Raw genomic sequence first — 2,563 nt, forward strand, 5'->3', positions numbered from 1 at the left:
GGTTCCGAGGATTGGGTGACCGTGGCCGGTATCGGGCTGACGGGAGAGGCGTATCGATATTGGGTCGGTCGAGAGCCAGACCTGCGGCCCGGCGTGGACAGGCCAGAGGGGGCAAAATTCTTCCCCATTCCAGAAGACGGTTTCTTCCGCGTGCCCACGGTCATCCTGGAAGGCGCCGTGCGCGAAGGGAAAAACATTGGCTTCAACGACGTATGCCTATCATCGTTTTCTATTTGCCATGGAACACCGATCAGTAACGCTTTGAATGCCGTGCCAGGATTCAACTCTTTCGCTACTCTTCACGACACCTGGATGAATTGGCTGGAGGAGAATAAAATAGCAAATGTGGCGACAAACATTGGATCCATGCCCCCTGCGCTAATGTTGAATTATGGCAGCCTTGCTGACCAATACTATTGGCTCAAACCGACGATCGATCAATCCTGGGAGAATGATAGATGAAAGTCACAAGGGGCATATTAATTTCATTAGTGTTGGCGTGTTTTTTTATTGTGAGTGGATGTCACAGTTACTGGAAAGAAAGCAAGGATAGGTTGATCGGAACAAAATTCGATCCAAGTGAAAACCGGGACGAAACAGGGGGTGGGTACAGATTTTTTGTTCCAAAAGGGGAGGCGATTTACTACCGCATAGATCAAGAACCGCCCAATACTCGCTATTTCATAAAATGGAATTCACACTGCCGGTATTCGCTGCTGGTCGATCCAAACGATACGATCCTTTCTTGGCGCTTCGAGGAGACGAAAGATCCTAGTCGGGCTTGTGTCATTAATTAAGCAAGAGAGTAAACAGGGAAGGCCCAAGGAGGGGCATATTTATTATGTTCTTGGTGAAAGGTCCGATGGTGCGCCACGCATGATATTCAGGCCGAAGGAAGGTGTCGACTACTTCAATAGGCAATGAGCATGTCTAATAATAAGCAGCTTCGATCTGGGCCGCCCAGACCGCGACCGCCCCGCTGGTTGGGCCAACGCCGCGGTAGCGGGGGCCATCGGCGGTGCAGTGGGAAGCGCCGCCGGTGCCGTCAGCCAAGGACAGGCGTGGAATCAGGCTGCGCTCAATGGCGCGATTACCGGCGGGCTGGGTAACTACCTTGCTGGCGGGACATTCCACAACAATCCCATCAACAGCGCGAAAGTGATTGGCACCAGCGTGGCGAATGGCGCCTGGGACGTGGTGGGCAATCGCATCGCGCTGCTCGGTGCTCAGCAGGTCATGGGCAAAGTGCAGAGTGAATTCGCCGAGAGCATCGGCTTGAGTGGCGAGCAGCTCAACTGGGCGCTGATGAGTGGCTCGATCATCGGAGCGCAGTTACCCGGCGTGGGAACGCGGTTTAGTGCGACGGATGGTGGCTATGAGCTTACCGATCGCCTCAGGGAGCGTGGAGTACTGAATCGCGATATCCAAGGGTTGCCCTTCGATGCGATCGATATCGCCCTGGGCTACCAAGGGCTGCCCGATTCCACTGTGCAGGATCACTTGGCATTACTAGGTTTTGGTGGTCTCACCACGGGCCATAGTCTGGGGACTCTGAGTGCCAATTATCTTGCTACCAATAACTTGGTCGACGGTGGCCATCTCTTCTCTATGCCGTTTGGAAATATCGCCGCCCATAACGCGACGCTGACCATCGGCGCTGGCGACCTGGTCAACGGGGGGGGTCTTGGGTAAAGCGCTTAATCCAAATGCCTACATCGTTCCATTATTTCCTTGGGAGCATAATTTTGACGAGTTTTATAAACCCTATATCGGCCTGTACCCTGAAAGGTATAAGTTTGGTGACTAGTCTCCTGTTGGCGAGCTTGCTGGGCGGCTGCGCTTCTTATGAGGACTATATGTCGGCAGGGACCGAGGACAATTTTGTCGCCGATGACAATATCTTTCGCGTGGATCCAAACGACTATCCAGTCTTCGCTGTCGAGCAGGATAAGGAGGCGCCCTTGGCTAGTGTGATGCCTCCACTCGGTAATGGAGCGCAAAGACCGCCATTGAAAAAATCTTACCGTTGGGAGATAACCCATGTGGTAAAGGGGCGCTATCTGATCGGTTCTCAGGACTACGATGTAGTCATATGTATGAAAGAGTCTAGTTTAGCTCCCAAGAGAATCAGAAGTAAGGACTGCGATCCCTCCAACCCAAAAGCCAAAGGGGGAGAATATTTCGAACGCATCTATATCAATCCCAATGGCCATGCCTATGGGTGGGAATCCATCAAGAATCAAAAACGCTGGTTCTTCCGAGAGAAACTGACTGGGTTCAAGCTCGATAATACCGGCGACTGGTCAGGCCAACCTTGGTTCGAATGTATCGAGCGCTGTGACAAACTGGCCAATATGACGAATTATTTTGACGACACGGGAACGGGATTCAAGGCAAGATATCCGATCATATATAAACGTTTCATAGAGTACGCAGAGAAAAATCCCATCAAACCGCGAGAGTAGTCGTCGCAGGAAGTGGCGGCATGGATTGGTTGAACAGGCAAGCGAAGGCGACCAGCGCTACCAGGGCGCGAGGCTTGCGTCCCAAGGCGAGCTGAGCC

3 protein-coding genes are annotated in these 2,563 nt (G+C 52.6%); all 3 read left to right on the forward strand.

Translation table 11 applies throughout. The features are described 5' to 3' along the window. Window positions 1–462: hypothetical protein (locus Q376_RS25055; protein ID WP_043447157.1), on the forward strand; the 462-nt coding region annotated here is incomplete at its 5' end. A gap of 561 nt (window positions 463–1,023) precedes the next feature. Beyond that, window positions 1,024–1,692 carry a hypothetical protein gene (locus Q376_RS0109240; protein WP_027350070.1) on the forward strand — a complete coding sequence of 223 codons (669 nt, stop codon included), beginning with the start codon at window positions 1,024–1,026 and terminating at the stop codon, window positions 1,690–1,692. A 107-nt stretch (window positions 1,693–1,799) separates the two neighbouring features. After that, window positions 1,800–2,465 carry a hypothetical protein gene (locus Q376_RS24785; protein WP_155834263.1) on the forward strand — a complete coding sequence of 222 codons (666 nt, stop codon included), beginning with the start codon at window positions 1,800–1,802 and terminating at the stop codon, window positions 2,463–2,465. Window positions 2,466–2,563 lie beyond the last annotated feature (98 nt).

This window comes from Halotalea alkalilenta DSM 17697 (genome assembly GCF_000621205.1).
GTDB lineage: Bacteria > Pseudomonadota > Gammaproteobacteria > Pseudomonadales > Halomonadaceae > Halotalea > Halotalea alkalilenta.